A 17,817-nucleotide genomic window follows, 5' to 3' on the forward strand; every position below is an offset into this window, starting at 1 on the left:
TAAAAGCTGTCGATATGCTTGCCGGACGCTTCAGGGGAGCAGAACACGACAGCATCCCCTGAAAACTTATATCGCTAGCTGCGAAACGACTTAATCCTTCAACAAGCCTTCGCCGCGCAACGCCGCCTTCACGCCTTCATTTTGCTCCATGCGAGCAAAGAAAGCGTTCAGGTTCTTCATGCCCGACAGGTCCAGCTTCATCAGACCAGCCCAGCGCAGTACCACGTACAGGTAAGCATCAGCCACGGACAAGGAGCCCGACAAGGTTTCTTTGCCTTCCAGGTGCTTGTCGATCACGCCCAGTTGCTTGGTCAGCAAGGCAGCGGTCTTGGCCTTGACTTCGGCCTGGGTCGCTTCCTGATCCGCGTAGCGATGCGTACCGAACACCACACCCACGTTGCGGTGGATTTCGGCGTTCAGGAAGGCCAGCCAACGGCGGGCTTCAAAGCGTTGTTCGATGGTGCTGCCAATCAAATTGGCTTGCGGGTTCTTCTCGTTCAGGTATTCCAGAATGGCGATGCTTTGTGTCAGAACCAGATCACCATCGACCAGAACAGGCACAGCGCCGTTGGGGTTCAGTTTCAGGAATTCTTCTTGCTGCAGCTCGTCGCGGCTGACGCGCTGGGATTCAAACGGCTTGCCTATCCACTCCAATGCAATGCGGGTCACCAAAGGACAAGCACCAGTCATGTAATACAGTTTCATAAGTTCTCTTTCCAAAAGTGCGATAAACAAATGGCGCGAGCATGTCGCGCCACTCCAAAATCATCGAGGCTGCAGGTGGCGAGCCAGGAAGCGCTCCATACGCTCGTAAAACTCGAACTTGTTCTCGTCGTTATGGAAGCCGTGGCCTTCGTTATCCTTGACCATGTACTCCACATCCACACCACGCGCTTTCAAAGCGGCAACCATCTGGTCACTTTCTGCCTTGTTCACCCGTGGGTCGTGTGCGCCCTGGGCGATAAATAAGGGAGTGCGGATCTTGTCGGCATGTAAAACGGGGGAGTTGGCTTCCAGCAGCTCTTTATCCTTTTCCGGATCACCTACCATGGCATGCATTTTCACCAGCAAAGGCTTCCAGTACGGCGGGATGGTATTCATGAAGGTCAGCAAGTTGGACACGCCCACATAGTCCACCGCCGCAGCGTACAAGTCCGGGGTTTTGACGATACCGGCCAAGGTCGCATATCCACCGTAGCTGGCGCCGTAAATGGCGATGCGCTTGGGGTCAGCAATCTTTTGATCGATCAGCCACTGAACGCCATCGGTAATGTCGTCCTGCATGCTCAGGCCCCATTGCTTGAAACCCGCTTCCCAGAACTTGCGTCCATAACCGGTCGAACTGCGGAAGTTGATTTGCAAGACAGCGTAGCCACGGTTGGCCAGGAACTGCACCTCGGGGTTAAAGCCCCAGTAATCACGCGCCCACGGGCCGCCGTGCGGGTTGATGACCACAGGCAGATTACGGCTGGGGACACCCAAAGGCAGGCTCAGGTAGCCGTGAATCTTCATGCCGTCACGTGCCGTAAATTCGATAGGGTGCATGACCGCCATATCGCTTTCAGGCAAGGCACTGTTGATTACAGCCAGTTTGTGCAAGCTATTGCTGTCCACATCGTAAAGGTAGCGTGAACCTGGATTGCGATCACTGTAGCTGGCCACAATCATTTTCTTTTCATCGCGTGTGATGGACTGAATGCTGATCTCGTAGCCCGGCAATTGGCGGGCGATGGCGGCGTGGATTTTCTCGCTGTGCTCGTCAAAGAAATGCTGACCGGGTTTGTCGGTGTAATAATCCACTGAAGTCAACACCTGACGCAGGCGAGAATAGCCAGCTCCCATCAGATCGTGATCAGGTAATTCGTAGATTTTTTCTTCTTCATCCGGCTTGGCAGGGTCAATCAAGACCAAGGCCAAGGTGTCACGACCACGGTTGCTCAAGGCGTAGAAGCGCTGATTGTCGGCATGAAAAAATAGAGGGCTGACTTCCGTGCGGAAGTCCGTTTGCAAAATGCTGCGGAACGGCTCGGAATCGCTGTCGCGATAACGCAGTTCGGAATCCACGCCCGAGATCGAAATCGCCATGCGCACCCGACCTTGGTGGTCTGTGCTCCAGCCCAGTACATCACCGGGGTTCTCGGCCGCCAATGTGCTTTCACCGGTCAGGACATTGACCTTGTAGACGTCGAATACTTCCGGATTACGGCCGTTGTGCGACACCAGAATATGCTCCGGGTCGTCCGGCAAATCGTCCTGCACCCCGGCACGTACGCCTTCCAGCGGCGTCAGGTCCGTGACTTTGCCAGTCAGCACGTTCACCGCCAGAACGTGATAGTTCTCATCGCCATTGACGTCCTTGGCATAAATAACGGTTTCATCGCCTTTCCAGAAGTACTCGGCAATATCGCGCTGATGTTCGGCGGTGACGCGGCGAGCCTCGCCCACAGGCTCACTGCCTTTTAACTCTTGCACAAAGATATTCTGACGGGCGGGGTGACCGTCGATCTTGACGGGCTCCATAAAGCCGATCATGCGCCCCTGATCCGAAATCCGGAAACCGCTACGCTTGGGATTCTGAAAGAAGTCCCGAATGTCGTACAGTGGGGGAGTGGTGCTCGCGACGTTATCCGGTATCAGGGCGTGGGCGCCCAAAGAGAGCAAGAGGGACAAGAGCATAAGCAATAACCTATAAAACAGGGTTATGAGGGTGAGACCAGGGACAAGCCTGTATCAATCCCATTACTATATCGGATGATGGTCCCAAGCAAAGGCAAGAACCCTCTGAAAATAGGGCCAGAATGCCAGGGGCAGCTCAAGGACAAGGACAGGCATGACTTCTTTGACTCGTATCGTTTTTCTGGATAGGGAAACACTGTCAGACAGCGTAGAGCTGCCGCAGGTTCCCTTTAAGCATGAACTGCAAGTTTACGGACGTACCGCTCCCGATCAAGTGGCCGAACGTATTGCCGATGCCGACATTGTCATCAGCAATAAAGTGGCACTCCGCCGCGAGCATTTGCAGGCCGCGCCCAACTTGAAAATGATCGCATTGGCCGCCACGGGTAGCGACAATATTGATCTGGATGCCGCCCGTGAACGCGGCATTGTGGTCAGCAATATCCGCGACTATGCCGTGCGCAGTGTTCCGGAGCACGTTTTTGCGCTGATCTTTGCCCTACGCCGCAATATCTGCGCCTACCGCCAGTCCGTCAAGGAAGGCCGCTGGCAAGAAGCCCAGCAGTTCTGTTATTTCGACTATCCCATCCGTGATCTGGCAGGCTCCACCTTAGGGCTGATTGGCTCTGGCTCTCTGGGGCAGGCCGTCGCCACCATGGGGCGAGCCCTGGGCATGAAAGTCATCTTTGCTCAACGCCGTGGCCAGACCATCGTCAGCAATGCGGATGACCGCTTGCCCTTTGAGCAAGTGCTGGAGCAAGCCGACGTCCTCTCCCTGCATTGCCCCCTGACTGCTGAAACACAAAACATGCTGGGCATGGCCGAGTTCGAGCGTATGGCCGCACGCCGCCCCTTGCTGATCAATACCGCCCGTGGCGGGCTGATCGACAATCAGGCACTGGAGCACGCCTTGCGGCAGGGCTGGCTGGGTGGTGCAGGCATTGATGTTTGCACGCCCGAGCCGCCACCCGCTGACCATATCCTGATGCGCTTGTTAGACTTACCCAATTACATTTTGACGCCGCATATAGGCTGGGCCAGTCAGGAGGCCATGCAGGCCCTGGCAAACCAGTTGATCGAAAACATTGTTGCTTTCCACCGCGGCCAAGCACGCCATACGCTGTAAATAATGACTGATTTAAGCTTCTACCAAGCCAATTTCTCCCTCGCTGGTCGCTGTGCGCTGGTGACCGGCTCGTCCGCCGGTCTGGGCCTGGAAATCGCCCGTGCCTACGCCGCCCATGGCGCCCATGTGATTTTGCATGGTCGTAAGGCCAGTAAACTCCTGCCTCTTGCCAACGAGCTTGCAGCTGGCGGTGCCCAGGTGGATACCTGGGAACATGATCTGGCCGATCTGGACTCCTTGCCAGACTCCTATCAAGCCCTATGCCAGCGCGTCGGCACTCCCGATATTCTGGTGAACAATGTGGGCGTGCGACTACGCAGCCGCTTGCAGGATGCCGATTGGGACGATGTGGAGCATTTGCTGAATGTAGACCTGCTGGCTACGCTGAAACTGTCCAAGTACGCGGCCCAAGCCATGCTCGAGGCTCAGACCCGGCACGGCCGTATTGTGACCTTGACCTCCATTGCAGGCCCACTGGCTCGCCCAGGCGACGCTATTTACCCGGTTGCCAAGCAGGGTCTGGCCGGCATGGTACGAGCACTGGCCGTAGAATTTGGCGGGCAGGGCATTACCAGCAATGGCATCGCCCCCGGCACCTTTGCCACGGAAACCAATGCCACTCTGGCTCAAGACCCCGTCAAAGGTCCTTTAGTGGTTGGCCGCAACCCCTTGGGACGCTGGGCCAAGCCGGACGAAATCCGCGCTGCCGCTGTGTTTCTGGCCTCTCCGGCTGCTTCCTATGTCAATGGCCATATCGTGGTTGTAGACGGCGGTTTCTCCATTACTTTCTGATTGTTCCCTGACCATGCCGCTACCTCGTCCCATCCGCATCGCGATCAATGGCTATGGCCGCATAGGCCGTTGCCTGCTGCGCGCCATTTACGAATCCCCACGACGCCAGGAATTTGATGTCGTGGTCATTAACGAGCCCGCCACCATAGCCACCATGGCGTATCTGACGCGCTTTGATTCGACCCACGGCGTATTTCCGGCCCAGGTAGAGCACAACGAACACGAGCTGATTGTGGGGGATAAGGCCATCCGGGTGCTGCATGAAACCGACCCGAAATCCATAGACTGGGCGGCGCTGGATCTGGACATGCTGATCGAATGCAGTGGTGCCTTTGGCAGTCGAGCCCAGCTGCAGCAATTTCTGGACGCCGGTTGCCCGCGTGTGCTGGTATCCAATCCCGGCAATAGTGCCCAGGACGTGGATTTCACCGCTGTGCTGGGTATTAACCATGAACAGTTGCAAGGCGACGAACGGATTGTCTCCAACGCCTCCTGCACCACCAATGCCATCATCCCGGTTCTGGCTGAACTGGATAAGACTTTCGGCATACGCCACGCCTTTTTAAGCACGCTGCACTCGGTCATGAACGATCAACCCATGATCGACGGCTACCACAGCAGCGATCTGGCCCGCACCCGTTCCGCCTTGCAATCCATGATTCCAGTCTCTACCGGGCTGGCAACTGGCGTAGAGCGGCTGTTACCGCAACTAAAAGGCAAAGTTCAGGCCAAATCCATACGCGTCCCTATCTTGAACGTGTCGGCCATTGATCTGATGGTCAACCTGGAACGCGACACCAGCCGGGATGAAATCAACCAGTTGTTCCAGAAAGCGGCGCAGCAATGGCCTGGTATTCTGGACTACTCCGATCAGGCCCATGCCTCGATCGACTTCAATCACAACCCGCACTCCGGTGTGGTGGACGGCTCGCAAACCCGAACCAATGGGGATGGGCTGGTCAATATGCTGGTCTGGTTTGACAACGAATGGGGGTTTTCCAACCGCATGCTTGATATTGCCTGTGTGTGGGCTGCGCGCTTCTTGCGCCAGCCGTGAACACCCCATCTTCAAACTGAACTGTCTTCCGAATTCTTACAGGAGCCATGATGAGTACGACACGTATTGAACAGGATTCCATGGGAACCATTGAGGTTCCCGCCGACCACTATTGGGGCGCGCAGACACAGCGCTCGATCCAGAACTTCCCAATTGGCCGTGATCGCTTCCAGTGGGGCCGCAGCATGATCGAGTCGCTGGGCATCCTGAAAAAATCCACAGCCTTGGCCAACCAGGAACTGGGCGAATTGCCCGACGAACTGGCCCAGCTGATTGTAAAAGCGGCTGATGAAGTGATTGCGGGCCAGTGGGATACCGAGTTTCCCTTGGTCGTGTTCCAGACCGGTTCTGGTACGCAAAGCAATATGAACGTGAACGAGGTGATCTCCAACCGCGCCATTGAGCTGGCTGGTGGCGAGAAGGGCAGCAAAAAGCCCGTCCACCCGAATGACCACGTGAACCGCGGCCAATCCTCCAACGATACTTTCCCCACCGCCATGTACATTGCCGTGGGTCTGGAATGTCAGCGCCGCCTGCGCAAAGACGTAGGCCAGTTGCGCGACACTCTGGCCGCCAAAGCCAAACAATTCAACAGCATTGTGAAAACCGGCCGTACCCACTTGCAAGATGCCACGCCCATCACGCTGGGCCAGGAAATTGGTGCCTGGGTGGCGCAGATTGATTTCGGCCTGCAAACCGTGGACAAGGCTCTGGACGGTATCTACCAACTGGCGATTGGTGGCACCGCCGTGGGTACGGGTCTGAACGCCCATCCCCAGTTTGGCGAACGCACAGCAGCCCATATTGCCAAGATCACAGGCCTGCCATTCCAGGCGGCTGAAAACAAGTTCTTTGCGCTGTCGGCTCACGACGCGCTGGTGAACCTGTCCGCCTCCCTGCGTACCCTGGCCGGTGCCTTGATGAAGATGGCTAACGACGTGCGCTGGCTGGCCAGCGGCCCTCGCTGCGGGATTGGCGAGCTGCAAATTCCCGAGAACGAGCCCGGTTCCTCCATCATGCCCGGCAAGGTCAACCCCACTCAGTGCGAAGCGCTGACCATGGTGGCCGTGCAGGTGTACGGTAACGACGCGGCGGTGGGCTTTGCCGGCAGCCAGGGCAATTTCCAGTTGAACGTCTACAAACCTGTGATGGTGCACAATGTGCTGGAAAGCATTGCCCTGATCAGCGACGCATGCCTGGCTTTTGACGAGCATTGCGCTCAAGGTCTGGAGCCTGTCATGGAAAAGATCCAGCACAATCTGGACCAGAACCTGATGCTGGTCACCGCCCTGAACCGTCACATCGGCTACGACAAGGCCGCCTACATCGCCAAGACAGCCCACAAGGAAGGCCTGACCCTGCGTGAGTCCGCCCTGAAATCCGGCTATCTGACTAACGAGCAGTACGATCAGTGGATTGTGCCACTGGATATGACCCACCCAGGCTAAATTCAGCCTCGCTTGTGCTTGAGCGTATTCGCCCCTTCAATGGGGCGAATACGTAAACAGCGTAGCCATTTGTCCCTATGAAAGAGTAGGGGAGTGTTCCATCCCACCTATCTGCCTTTCACTGCCTTATGCGTATAAAGAAAACCTTCAGTTTGTCTTCTGCATTTGCAGCCACCGTGCTGGGCCTGGCCGTAGCCACGGCCTCAGTATCGGCCCAGGCACAATCTGAACCTGTTCCTGCCATCAGCGGACCGGCTGTCTCGGTTGAGACCCTGGTCAGTGGGCTGGAACACCCTTGGGCCATGGCTTTTTTGCCCAATAATGCTGGCATTCTGATTACCGAGCGCCCAGGCCGCCTGCGTGTTTGGACTCAAGAAAACGGCTTGTCCGAACCGATTGCCGGTGTGCCTAAAGTCCATGCGCAATCCCAGGGGGGCTTGCTGGATGTCGCTCTGGCCCCGGATTTTTTCCGTAGCCGCCGTATTTATCTGGCTTATGCCGAGCGCCGCGACAAACAGAACTCGGCCACCACCGTCGGTTATGGCGTGCTGTCGTCGGACCTGAAACGTATCGACGCCTTCCGCCCGATTTTCCGTCAGGAACCGGCTTTGTCCACGGGGCAGCACTATGGTGTGCGCATGGCCTTTGATCCCGGTGGACGAGACCTGTATATCGCCCTGGGCGAGAACAATCAGCCAGCCACCGCTCAGCAACTGGATCACCTGCAAGGTAAAGTCGTGCGTATCCGCCCGGATGGCATTGTGCCGCGCGACAATCCTTTCCGCAGTCAACGTGGTGCTCGAGCAGAAATCTGGAGCTACGGCCACCGTAACCCGCAAGGCATGGCCTGGAACCCCTGGACAAACGAGTTGTGGGTAGCTGAACATGGCCCGCAAGGCGGCGATGAACTGAATCGGATTCAAGCCGGTGCCAACTATGGCTGGCCCTTGCGTACCGAAGGGCAAGGCTATGACGGCAAACCCATTCCCAACGCCAGCCCCACACCGCTTGAGGGGCTGACCGAGCCTTTCCACTACTGGTCAGTCTCGCCCGCCATCAGCGGCATGGCTTTCTATAACAATGAACGCGTCCCGGACTGGCAGCACAGCCTGTTTGTAGGTGCCTTGAAAGAACAAGCCTTGATTCGTCTGGAATTTGACGAAGAGGACGGCCACATCGTCGGTGAAGAGCGCTTGCTGCAAGACTTGAAGCAGCGTATCCGAGATGTGCGTGTCGGGCCGGATGGCGATGTTTATGTGCTGACCGACGAAAGCAACGGCCAGCTACTGCGCATTCAGCCCAAGTCCTGAAGCTTTAAACGGGTTTGCGACTGCGCGTCGCAATAAAACTGGGCAGGTATTTCTCGATCTCAAAGCGTGGGGCGGGGTGCATTTCTTCGATGTAATCGACCAGATACAAACCCGCTTCCAGCTGCCCGCCAATCTGCTGCGCCAAGGAGTGCCCAAAAATCAAAGGCTCCATGCGTGCCTGCTTGGCTTGCCGTGCTTCGGCGTCCAGGCTGCTCAAATCCGAGTAAGGCACCGTGAATTTGGGGCGAATCAAACCTTGCTGGGCGTAACTAGGATCTCGATCCGCAATAAACACAGCCGGATTAAAGAAGCTGGACAGCAAATGCCCACCCGGACGCAGAACACGAGCGCATTCTTTCCAGACCAGGCTGATATCAGGCACATACTGGTTAGAGACCGGGTGCAGGATCAGATCAAAACTCTCGGTCCCAAAGCGCGACAAATCGCACATATCACCTTGTTCGATCTGCAAGGACAAGCCATCACGCTCGGCCACCATACGGTCTTTATCCAGCTGTCCGGCCGACAGATCAAACACCGTTACCGAGGCCCCGGCAGCGGCCAGAATGGGGGCTTGCTGCCCGCCCGCACTGGCCAGGCACAGAACGGATTTGCCTTGAACATCACCTAACCAATCCGCAGGAACAGGCGAGGGCAGCAAATGCACTTGCCATTGCCCGCGACGGGCTTGTTCAACCTGCTCGCTGCTGACAGGCAAGGACCAGGGGCTTTCTGTTTGCGCTTGTTTGTCCCAGGCGCGGGCATTGTGATCGAGTAAAGAGGGATCTGACATAAGTAGTTCTTTTATAGTCACTATCACTGTATTGAAACACAGTCCTATCTTGCCCGGCGGCGAACTGGCGATTTTTTTATACCCTCAAGCTCTAAAGAAAACGCCAATACTCGGTTCAAGACTATAAAAAAGGCCGTCTCAAGGACGGCCTGTACAGACTGAACAGTCAGCTCAATTACTTGATCAAGGTTACTGGCACATTAACCAGGCTCAGCACCTTGGTCGTGACCGAACCCAGAACCAGGCCGGGCAGGGCGCTCAGGCCGCGCGTACCCATCACAATGTGATCGATCTGGTTCTTCTCTACATAGTCTTTGATCGTTTGGGCGGCATTACCGGCAATAATGCTTTCCTTGATTTTCAGGGGAGAGCCGGCGAGCACGGAACGAGCAGGCAGGAGCGCATTGCTGCCTTCGTCCTGGTAGTAAGCCTGCAGCACATCTTCCGAGAAAAAGCGTTTGACGTTACCCGACACGATCGGAGTAGGAACAGCCAGCACGTGCAAAGTGGCTTCTGGTTTGCCCGTTAGGATGTCCACGGCGGTTTTCAAAGCACGAGTGGAAGCATCAGACCCATCGACAGGAACGAGAACATTAAGCATGAAGACCTCTTGTAGTGTGTGAACTGTTTAAGTATGAAGCAATAACTTCTACTAGGACATTACAGAATAAGCGCGCAGACCAGCTTGATCAGTATCAAGCCCCACCGCTATTTGCTAAAGGCTGTTCTATCATAACCGTATGATCTCGGTGTGGATGCCACATCACCCCGTTTATGTGCGGAAAAAAACAAGCGCCACATCCCGTCGTCCCACCATTCCTTGTGCCCGTTTTTCTTAGGAGATATCCCTCATGAGCTTGAAGCAGCTACTGGTCTGTACGGCCTTGTTCAGTGCCGGTTTCAGCGCCCAGGCAGCCGAAGCCGGCTTTGACTCGGTCAAGGATGTGCTGACCAGAAATGCTTGTTTGTCCTGTCATACGGTAGACAGAAAAGTGGTCGGTCCCGCCTATAAGGACATAGCCAACATGCGCAAGGACGATCCAGCCAACGCTGAAGTCATTGCCCAGCATATCCGTCAAGGCAGCAAGGGCGTCTATGGACCGCTGCCCATGCCTGCGAATGCAGCCATTTCTGATGCCGACATCAAGGCGGTGGTGGATTGGATCATGGCGGGTGCGCCAAAACAGTAAGCAGTATGTTTACACAATGGGAAACGGTCATCCAGGGATGGCCGTTTTTATTGGCTGCTCATCTGTGCCATCGGGACATGAATTTTAGAAAAAACATCTTCAACACGCCCATCCATATGAATGCACGGCTGCTCGTTCGACTCGACAGGCAAGGTTTGGGTCTGAGCAAAAAAGCGGGCAGGGGTGGTGCCCACCGTACGACGAAACATGGTGATAAAGGCACTCAAGCTTTCATAGCCCAAATCTTGAGCGGTTGCGGTCACCGATGTTCCGTTCGCCAGTTTCTGCAGGGCAATGGAACTATCCCATTGTTGCAGCCAGCGCCCAAAAGACATGCCTGTTTCGCGTAAAAATAGCCGTCCCAAGGTACGCGTACTGACTCCAATCAATGCCCCCCATTGCTCCATGCTCAACTTCAGGCCGGGGTTTTGTGCCAAATGATCGATCAGCCTTTTCAAACGACGGTCCCCAGGCATGGGTAAATGCAGGGATTTTTGAGGACTCAGGGCCAATTCATCCATCAGCACCGCGATCAAACGAGCATGGCGCAGCTCGCTCCCCGGCAGGTGCTCGCCAGACTGTACCAGTCTCAGAATCAACTCCCGCAACAAGGGACGGGTGAACAGAATCCCACATGCCTCCAGATGGGCAGGGGGCTGAGCCTCAATGTACAGATTCGCGATACTGGCTTGCTGGGTAGCTCGAGCAAAATGCATCACATCAGCCGGTATCCAGATCGCGCACTGAGGGGGCACCGCCCACACCCCTTGTTCGGTCTGTACAGACATGAATCCTTTCAGAACGTACAGTAGCTGGTGTTTGCGATGCTTGTGAGGCTCAGTGTCTCCCACAAAGGCCAGCTCTACCTGTAACCCCGTCACAGGTAAAGCGACCTGATCCAGATAGGCCTGGACAGTAACAATGGCATCTTTCATTCAAGGGTCGCAGGCGTGCTTGAAACAGCTGAAGCTACGCCCTTAAAAAAGCCGAAAAAAATACCGTAACACAGCGCTGGGCTGCAAAATTGCGGCTAACAGCCAGTTTCTATCGCATTCCGGCCAAAATAAAGTCGAATCCTGTGCCTACAAGAGCACGCCGCCGTCTGCCCGTAGCACGCGCCGCGCAAAATTTGCAAAGCTCAGCGCCAATACCTTGGGTTTAAGCAAGAAATCCCGAGACTCTCGTGCCAGCTCTGGCTTAATGTGCCTGATGGTACCCATGGCCCTGGCGTTCAATTGCATTTGTGCCGCGTGCTCCATCCACACCGCTAACAGGCACGCTTCCTCAATACTGCGTCCAGCCGTCAACAAACCATGATGGGCCAGCAAAATGGCATGTCGGTTGCCCATTGCTTGCGAAATGATCTGCCCCTCTTCATCCCCAATGGGCAAGCCAGGCCAATCCGGAAGAAACGCACAGTTTTCGAAAAGAGGAGTGGCGTCCATATGAGCCACGGCCAATGGCTCTCCCGTCATGGATAAAGCAGCACATGCCGGCGGATGTGTATGGACAATCGCTTGAACATCAGGGCGATTGGCATAAATCCAGGCATGAAAACGTACCCCAGGATTGGGCATGGCGCTCCGTCCCCGAGGCTGTAGCTGTTGATCGACCTGCACCAAGGAACTGGCACAAGCTTCGTCAAAGCCAATCCCAAAACCCAGCGTCAACATATCCGTGCTATCCGGTGACAAGCGAGCCGTAATTTGCCCCGCCAAACCGCGCCAATGCCCCTCATCAAAAAGAATGCGACACGCCAGGGCCAACTTCTCCCGCTGAGTCCATGAGCCGGTATTCAACTCTCCCATTTCCTGGTTCACCTGGGCGGCAATCTGATTTTTCTCTTGAATTTTCATAGTCCATATCTTGTTGTACAGGCCAAAATAGCAGGACGGCTACCCGTGACAGGCAGCCGGTCAAACCATGCACCTTAAATCGTTGCCACCACCTGAACTTCCACCAAAAACCCCTCGGCAAACAGCGACTGCACGCCCACAAGCGTACTGGTTGGCGGGATGGAGCCTGCCGGCCTTGCCTGAGTCAAGGCTTGAACCAGCTGCGCTGTATGTTCAGTGCAATCACCAACGATATAGATCGTCTCGCTGATCACCTCGGAACGGCAGGTACCTGCAGCCTGGAGCACGATATCGATATTGCTGTAGGCACGCTCGAACTGGGCAAAGAGATCACCGGCTACCAAATGGCCATTTTCATCCCAGGATAGCTGTCCCGAGGTATAGACCAAACCAGCCTTATTCAGAACAATGCCGTGAGACACCACCCCAGGCAGCTTGGGCAAATTGTCAGGGTTAATTGCTTGTTTGTTCTGCATTCATATGCTCCTTTTGCGGGTCTTGGGCTGCTATGCCCAGGCCCGGATTGATATTGATAACCTTGGCCTGGGTAAACTCCAGCAGCCCCTCCGCGCCCAATTCAATGCCAAAGCCTGACTGCTTACTGCCGCACTGAGGGATATGCGGCCCCAAGTCAATGTGCTGATTGATCCAAACCGTACCCGCCTGCAACTGATCGGCCACTCCTCTGGCTCGCTCCAGATCGGACGCCCATACCGAGGCACCCAGGCCATAAGGGCTGCGATTAGCCATGGCAATCGCTTGCTCCACGTTGCTGTAGCGAATAACAGGCAAGACCGGGCCAAACTGCTCCTCATCCACCAGACGAGTACCGTCTTCAATGTCCAGCACCAGAGTAGGGGGCAGAAAATAACCGGCCCCCTCCGGCACCGTACCCGCACTTAGAACCCGCCCATGCTGTCGGGCGTCCTCCAGGAGGGACTTCACTTTCTGAAACTGCTGCTGGTTCTGCAAGGGTCCCAGCGTTGTCTGTGAATCCAGACCATCTCCCAGTACCAGGCGCTGACAATGACTCCATAGCTCATGACTCAAGGCCTCGTAGAGCGAATCAGGAACATAGAGACGTTTCAAGGCGATGCAGGCCTGCCCACTGTTAAAGAAAGCGGCTCGCACAATACCGGGGGCGATCTGCTTGGGGTCCGCATCATCAAGCACAATCCCGGGGTCATTGCCTCCTAGTTCCAACGTCAAGCGTTTCAAGGATTTGGCTGCATTAGCCATGACCTTGTAACCAGTTGCGGTAGAGCCGGTAAAAGAAATTTTGGCGACCTGAGGGTGGCTGCTCAGCGCATCACCCAGATCGTTATGATCCGTGACGATGTTCACAACCCCCGCAGGCAAGGCATCGACAATAAGCTCACCCAGTTTCAAGGTGGTCAGCGGCGTGGTCGCCGCCGGTTTGATAACCACCGTATTACCCGCCAACAAGGCGTGAGGCACTTTGAAGGCCAACAGCATCAAGGGGAAATTCCAGGGCGTAATCACGGCCACTACGCCCAAAGGCTGGCGTTGCAGATAAGCGTGTCTGATCGTGCTCTCTTCCAAGGTCTGCGTCTCTATGCGGCACTGAGCGACATACCGAAAAAACGCGACAGTGCCTTGCACTTCAGCCTGAGCATCCCGCAAGGGTTTGCCTTGCTCCTGGGTCAGGAGATGCGCCAATTCCAGGCAGTGTTCCTCAACAAGATCGGCAATCCTCAAAATCAGGGCGCGCCGTGTCTGCATCGTGGTTCGGGACCAAGCAGGAAAACTGCGGCTGGCCGCGTTGATCGCCTGTTCCATTTGCCGGAGCGAGGCACGTGGACTATGAGCAAAAGGCTGCCCCGTACTGGGGTTGATGACAGCCATGGTTTGCTCGCCATCCACCAAGGCACCGTCAATCAACATTCTGAACGTGGATGTTTGACTATTCATCGGCCAGCCTCTCGGTGGTTTCCAGCGCATGAGACGCAGTCTGAAAAGGCGTTAAAGCGTGTCGCATTGCCAAACGCAGGCGAGTGGCGTCTTGCTCATTGCTGGCCCAGGCGATATAGCCATCAGGCCGAATCAGCACAGCAGTCACGTGCTCCCACCCCTCACTGCGAACGGCCAGTGAGCTCCGATACAACACAGCCTTCAGGCCCTCCGGGCATTCCAGCTCATCGTTGTCATGCCCACTCACCTCCAGCATCACGTAGTGCCCCTGTTCCAGGAGACCAAAAAGACTTTGTCCACCAACCAGATCCTGATCCGCTGCACGCCGTCCCACCAAGGCATGGTCACCCGGCACGGTTGATGGATACAGCACACTCAGGCCAGACAGCCTCTCGGCCAATGTTTTCTCCAAGGCAGGGGACTGCTTGATGAGCTTGTTCAAAAAGGAACGTAATTCCATACCCTCAACAGAGAAACAGCTCATCAAGGCAGTCTGTGCCTGGGTGTGCTCCAGCAAATCCTGGCCAACGGGGTAACGCTCCTGATGGTAGCTATCAAGCAAAGAGTGCGGCATCCACCCATTGATCACGGCAGCCAGCTTCCAGCCCAGATTCATGGCATCCTGAATCCCGATATTCAGCCCCACACCCCCGGCTGGCATATGCTGGTGGGCGGCGTCACCCGCCAAGAAAACCCGATTTTTACGATAGCTCTCGGCCTGGCGGCTGGTATTGCTATAGCGAGACAGCCAGGATGGGCTGTGCAATCCAAAATCGGTTCCAAAGACGGCCCGGACTTTTTCGCGTAGCTCTTCCAAAGGCAAATCACCCGGCCATGGACGATTCACGTCGTCCGGCGACAGCCCAACCAAACGATGCTGGCCGTCCGGCAACTTCGCCACCATGGCCGTCCCATTCAGCCCCCACTCACCAATCATGACGCCCTCGGGCGGGTCGGTCAGCATGGCGTCTCCCAGCCAGCCCAAGACCGTGGCATCTGTTCCAGGAAACGCAATCCCGGCCTGTTGACGCACTGTGCTGCGCGTCCCGTCGCAGCCCACCAGCCATTGCGCTGTAGCGACATACTGCTCTAGCTGGCTGTTTTCAATCCAAACCGAGACCCCCTCCGGGTTCTGTTCAAAGCGGCATACTTTCTCAGACCGGCGGATATCCGCACCCAAGGAGCGCGCACGCTCCTGCAAGATAGCGGTAATGCGCGCCTGGGGAATAGCCAGCGTATAGTCAAAGCGAGTGTCCAACTGCTTGAAGTCCAGACGATGCTCAAAGACGGCAAAATGTCCGCTAGGAATACGCACCGCCTGCGCCAGCATCTCGTGGTGTGCGCCACGCATGGCAAAGACTTCAATGGTTCGCGGATGAATCGTCAAAGCCCGAGATTGAGGGCTGATAGTGGCCGTTTGTTCAATCAGCAAGGTCTGCACACCCGCAAGCTGTAACTCGCAGGCCAGCCAGCAGCCAACCGGGCCGGCGCCCGAAATAATGACTTGATGTTCCACTGATGTCTCCTCGTCTTTTATGTAATCGTGGAGACATCATTGTTGAGGAAAGGCTGTCCGTCGGGATGCGCATAACGGACGAGTTCTAGCCTGAAACGGCCAAAGAAAACCTGGCTTGCCACAAAGCCAGGCTATTTCTACCGATACGAGCTGCTACTCAGGATGCGTCATTTCGCTTCATCTTTTGGGCGTATCGCGCAGGCTGAAAGCTCCAGGCCATGATGGCCACTAATACCGCCATTGCCGCATGCAACATCCAGCCTGCCTGAAAGCCATTACTCATTTCACGCAACTGTACGCTGATCATGGGAAAGAGGGCGGCAATCGGAAAGCCACCGCCTTGCATCAAGGCACTCAAGGTCCCGGCACGGGCTGCATCCGGAAAGTGGTCCAGAGCCACCAACAGCAGCAAGGAAAAGCAGCCCCCCAAGCCGATGCCGATAATAATCGCCCACAGATAGGGGGCCATATCGGGAATATAGGCAAAGGCCAGAAAGCCCACGAACTGACACGCCAGCGCCAGCCATACCCACATGCGGCGATCTTTATTCTTGGCCGCCAAGGTAGGCAAGCCAAAGGCGGCAATGGCTTGTGCCACCGACAGGACCGCCACCAGGCTACCGCTGGCTTCAGCCGTCCAGCCCCGGTCTTGATAGAACGTCGCCAGCCAGGTCACCAAAGAGGCATAGCCGCCATTGATCAGGCCAAAACACACAATCAAGGTCCAGGTGCGAGGACGAGCCAGCAAGGACAAGGACGGAGGCGACAAATTCGCGCCCGGAGCTTCACGCGGCACCACTTTCCAGGCAATCCACAAGGCCACGCTAATCGGCAAGGCCCAGAAAGCCAGAGCGATACGCCAGCTATCCGTCAAGGAGCTGACCCACGGCGTAATCTGTGCACCCAAAGCCCCCCCGCCCATCAAGGTCGCGGAGTACACCCCGGTGACCTGAGCGATATGGCGCGGAAACTGTTCCTTGATCAAACCGGGCATCCCCGCTTGCAGCAAGGACACGCCCAAACCACAGATCAGCGCTGTTGCAATCAGGCTGGCCCCATTAGGCACAAACCAGCGCAGCACACAGCCCAGGCACAGCAAGAGCAAGGATGTAATCAAGACATGGCGCAGTGCCAGGACGCGCCGCAAAGAGGGCATGCAGAAAGCGCCCAGTCCCATCACCATCATGGGCAGCAAAGTCAGCCAGGCCAGGCTGCTCAAGGGCATGTTCAACCCTTGGGCCACCTGTCGTGCCAAGGTGCCGCTGGAAGTCAGAAAAGGACGCAGGTTCAAGCCGACCAGAATGACGAAAGCCAGCCACAAAGCTGGGCTGGCTTGAGCACCCGTCGACGACGGGGCAGTCTGAGTAGAAGACATAAAATCGTTATTGTTGTGATTGGAAGAAAAATGCAGCCGCCGAGTCGGCGACGTTTAAGGGTTCGCGCCAGCCTGTTCCAGAATCTCGGCCATCTCAGTCTGGCTACGCTGGCGAGCCAGGCTCAAGGGACGCACTCCCTGACGATCCGGCAGGTTCACATCCGCTCCGGCCTTGATCAGCAAACGCAGCACTTCCTGGTGGTCCGGCCCGCCATCAGAGAGCACAATCGCCTCATGCAAGGCAGTCCAGCCCAAGTAATTCACATGGTTAGGGTCGACCCCCGCCGCCAGTAAAAGGCGCACAACATCGACATAACCGTGCTCAGCCGCTGGAATCAGCGCCGTACCACCATAGCGGTTCACGCTACGCAGATCGGCTCCGTTCTCCAGAGTCATGCGCAGGATTTCCAAACGACCTTGTGCACCCGCGACCAAGTAAGGGCTGTCGTGAATGGAGTCGGCCTGATTTACATCCGCACCGGCACGTATCAACTGCCGGGCAATATCAATATGGTTTAACCAGGTTGCACGTAACAAGGGGCTTTGCCCTTGATCGTCGCTGACACTGACGCTGGCGCGAGCCCGCTTTTCTGAAAGAATCTCGCGCACTTTGGCGCTATCGCCTTGCTCTACCGCTTCCAGCAATACTGTTTGTGACCACACACTGCCACTCCCCAAGGCCAAACTCATCACCATTCCAGCCAGCAAGCTTTGCAGTACTACTTTCATGCGCTTCCCCCCGTCAT

Annotated in this window: 17 protein-coding genes; 6 read left to right on the forward strand and 11 right to left on the reverse strand. The window is 56.1% G+C overall.

All coding sequences use genetic code 11. The features are described from left to right. Nucleotides 1–90 precede the first annotated feature (90 nt). Nucleotides 91–705: a glutathione S-transferase family protein gene (locus OSH04_RS00255; protein ID WP_266107704.1), complete on the reverse strand. Its 615-nt coding sequence runs from the start codon at nt 703–705 to the stop codon at nt 91–93. A 60-nt stretch (nt 706–765) separates the two neighbouring features. After that, complete coding sequence (locus OSH04_RS00260) at nt 766–2,676, reverse strand: S9 family peptidase (RefSeq protein ID WP_009453968.1); 1,911 nt, start codon at nt 2,674–2,676, stop codon at nt 766–768. Between the two features lie 154 nt (nt 2,677–2,830). On the opposite strand from OSH04_RS00260, the gene OSH04_RS00265 reads away from it, so the two are divergent. The 5 genes from OSH04_RS00265 to OSH04_RS00285 all read left to right on the forward strand — a co-directional run bounded on the left by OSH04_RS00265 (nt 2,831) and on the right by OSH04_RS00285 (nt 8,409). Next, nucleotides 2,831–3,802 (forward strand): D-2-hydroxyacid dehydrogenase, encoded by a 972-nt coding sequence (locus tag OSH04_RS00265; RefSeq protein WP_247966809.1) that lies wholly within the window; start codon nt 2,831–2,833, stop codon nt 3,800–3,802. 3 nt (nt 3,803–3,805) lie between these two features. Beyond that, entirely contained in the window at nt 3,806–4,594 is a 789-nt protein-coding gene (locus OSH04_RS00270) for an SDR family oxidoreductase (RefSeq protein ID WP_266107705.1), read from the forward strand. Nucleotides 4,595–4,607: 13 nt separating this feature from the next. Next, nucleotides 4,608–5,651 (forward strand): type I glyceraldehyde-3-phosphate dehydrogenase, encoded by a 1,044-nt coding sequence (locus OSH04_RS00275; RefSeq protein WP_060185072.1) that lies wholly within the window; start codon nt 4,608–4,610, stop codon nt 5,649–5,651. Nucleotides 5,652–5,701: 50 nt separating this feature from the next. Beyond that, a complete protein-coding gene (gene fumC, locus OSH04_RS00280; protein WP_026482570.1) occupies nt 5,702–7,099 on the forward strand; it encodes a class II fumarate hydratase in 1,398 nt (465 codons plus the stop codon). A gap of 128 nt (nt 7,100–7,227) precedes the next feature. Continuing rightward, nucleotides 7,228–8,409, forward strand: a complete 1,182-nt coding sequence (locus OSH04_RS00285) for a PQQ-dependent sugar dehydrogenase (protein ID WP_266107706.1) — start codon at nt 7,228–7,230, stop codon at nt 8,407–8,409. Between the two features lie 4 nt (nt 8,410–8,413). Here OSH04_RS00285 and OSH04_RS00290 read toward each other — a convergent pair whose 3' ends face one another. Beyond that, complete coding sequence (locus OSH04_RS00290; RefSeq protein ID WP_083053520.1) at nt 8,414–9,202, reverse strand: class I SAM-dependent methyltransferase; 789 nt, start codon at nt 9,200–9,202, stop codon at nt 8,414–8,416. Nucleotides 9,203–9,377: 175 nt separating this feature from the next. Beyond that, on the reverse strand, nt 9,378–9,803 hold the full coding sequence (locus tag OSH04_RS00295) for a universal stress protein (RefSeq protein WP_026482567.1): 426 nt from the start codon (nt 9,801–9,803) through the stop codon (nt 9,378–9,380). 250 nt (nt 9,804–10,053) lie between these two features. Between OSH04_RS00295 and OSH04_RS00300 the strand changes: the two genes are divergently transcribed. Further along, entirely contained in the window at nt 10,054–10,392 is a 339-nt protein-coding gene (locus tag OSH04_RS00300) for a c-type cytochrome (RefSeq protein ID WP_052159378.1), read from the forward strand. Nucleotides 10,393–10,439: 47 nt separating this feature from the next. Here OSH04_RS00300 and OSH04_RS00305 read toward each other — a convergent pair whose 3' ends face one another. The 7 genes from OSH04_RS00305 to OSH04_RS00335 all read right to left on the reverse strand — a co-directional run bounded on the left by OSH04_RS00305 (nt 10,440) and on the right by OSH04_RS00335 (nt 17,800). After that, a complete protein-coding gene (locus OSH04_RS00305) occupies nt 10,440–11,327 on the reverse strand; it encodes an AraC family transcriptional regulator (protein ID WP_060185075.1) in 888 nt (295 codons plus the stop codon). A 147-nt stretch (nt 11,328–11,474) separates the two neighbouring features. Further along, nucleotides 11,475–12,248: an aldolase gene (locus OSH04_RS00310; RefSeq protein WP_035271570.1), complete on the reverse strand. Its 774-nt coding sequence runs from the start codon at nt 12,246–12,248 to the stop codon at nt 11,475–11,477. A 74-nt stretch (nt 12,249–12,322) separates the two neighbouring features. Beyond that, a complete protein-coding gene (locus OSH04_RS00315) occupies nt 12,323–12,724 on the reverse strand; it encodes a RidA family protein (protein ID WP_035271572.1) in 402 nt (133 codons plus the stop codon). Continuing rightward, a complete protein-coding gene (locus tag OSH04_RS00320; protein ID WP_266107707.1) occupies nt 12,702–14,180 on the reverse strand; it encodes an aldehyde dehydrogenase family protein in 1,479 nt (492 codons plus the stop codon). The genes OSH04_RS00315 and OSH04_RS00320 overlap by 23 nt, the downstream gene beginning before the upstream one ends. After that, on the reverse strand, nt 14,173–15,696 hold the full coding sequence (locus OSH04_RS00325; protein WP_081055305.1) for an FAD-dependent monooxygenase: 1,524 nt from the start codon (nt 15,694–15,696) through the stop codon (nt 14,173–14,175). The genes OSH04_RS00320 and OSH04_RS00325 overlap by 8 nt, the downstream gene beginning before the upstream one ends. Before the next feature lie 157 nt (nt 15,697–15,853). Next, the gene (locus OSH04_RS00330) at nt 15,854–17,071 is read right to left on the reverse strand and encodes a cyanate transporter (RefSeq protein WP_266107708.1); all 1,218 of its coding nucleotides are present in this window, start codon (nt 17,069–17,071) and stop codon (nt 15,854–15,856) included. A gap of 54 nt (nt 17,072–17,125) precedes the next feature. Then, entirely contained in the window at nt 17,126–17,800 is a 675-nt protein-coding gene (locus OSH04_RS00335) for an ankyrin repeat domain-containing protein (RefSeq protein ID WP_081055306.1), read from the reverse strand. Between the last annotated feature and the right edge of the window lie 17 nt (nt 17,801–17,817).

This window comes from Alcaligenes nematophilus, assembly GCF_026344155.1.
GTDB lineage: Bacteria > Pseudomonadota > Gammaproteobacteria > Burkholderiales > Burkholderiaceae_B > Alcaligenes > Alcaligenes phenolicus.